Raw genomic sequence first — 1235 nt, forward strand, 5'->3', positions numbered from 1 at the left:
TATAATGGTCTCATAAATTAAGACATTTTTTGAACACGTTTATAATGAACCTGATATACTGTAGATAACACTCGAAAGAAGGTTCATTTATGTCTCGAAAAAGAAGAAATTTTACAGCAAAATTAAAATCGGATCTTGTTCTTGAACTGCTAAAGGGCGAGAAAGATCTCAACTCGATAGCTACCGAAAATAGCATACAGCCAAATCTTTTGCGAAATTGGAAAAAGGAATTTCTCGATAAAGCCTCTGTTGTCTTCGATGATTCCCGTGAGGAAAATATCAGAGAAAAGCTTGATGAGGAACGCAAAGAGAAAGAAGCATATGCTAAAAAGGTTGGCCAGCTCACCATGCAGGTGGACTGGTTGAAAAAAAAATCTACAGAACTCCTTGGATCTGACTACGAAAGTAAATTTAGTCCGAAACCTTTTGACGACTAAAGAACTTCCAGCTCAAAAAGGCGCTGAATTACTTGAAGTAAATCGTACTAGCATTTATTACAAGGGGACGCCAATTTCCGAAGAAGAGCTTGCATGTAAGGCCATTATAGACCGTATTCATACGGATAATCCCGCTTGGGGCGCACGTCAAATGTCATCTCAACTTAAAAGCCTCGGTTATTTAGTAGGTCGCAGGAAAGCACGCCGATATATGACGGAAATGGGAATTGACGCGATATATCCGAAGATGAATCTTTCAAAGCGCATGCAGCAGGCAAAGGTATGTCCTTACTTACTGCGTAATGCCGTAATATCTCGGCCAAATCAAGCCTGGTCAATAGACATCACCTATATTCCCATCAAGCGAGGATTCCTTTATTTGACTGCTGTCATCGATTGGTATAGCCGATGTATTGTTGGCTGGGAGGTAGATGATACATTGGATACAAGAATGGTCATTCATGCACTTGGAAAAGCTTTTAGAGTTGCCAAGCCACTAATTTTAAATTCAGATCAGGGGTGTCAATTCACTAGCAATGAGTATATTGAATTTCTCAAGGGGAATAATATCCGTCAAAGCATGGATGGGAAGAGCCGATGGGCTGACAATATTATGATTGAGCGTTGGTTTCGAAGTTTCAAGTATGAAGAAGCTTATCTGACCCAATATGCCAACCTAAAAGAGGCGCGTCAAGCAATTAAGAAGTATATCTATACCTACAATTTTAAACGGCATCATTCAGCAATTGATTATCAGGCGCCAGCTACGCTGTACTATCCAGCAATGCTGATAGACTA

The 1235-nt window shown here is 40.0% G+C and carries 2 protein-coding genes; both read left to right on the plus strand.

What is annotated here, in order from left to right:
- Positions 1 to 89: 89 nt before the first annotated feature.
- On the plus strand, positions 90 to 437 hold the full coding sequence (locus tag AB840_RS17685; RefSeq protein ID WP_048515672.1) for a transposase: 348 nt from the start codon (positions 90 to 92) through the stop codon (positions 435 to 437).
- A partial coding sequence (locus AB840_RS15280; RefSeq protein WP_072061879.1) for an IS3 family transposase occupies positions 427 to 1235 on the plus strand: 809 nt, incomplete at its 3' end. The genes AB840_RS17685 and AB840_RS15280, both read left to right, overlap by 11 nt.

The sequence above is a fragment of the Megasphaera cerevisiae DSM 20462 genome, from assembly GCF_001045675.1.
Lineage (GTDB): Bacteria > Bacillota > Negativicutes > Veillonellales > Megasphaeraceae > Megasphaera > Megasphaera cerevisiae.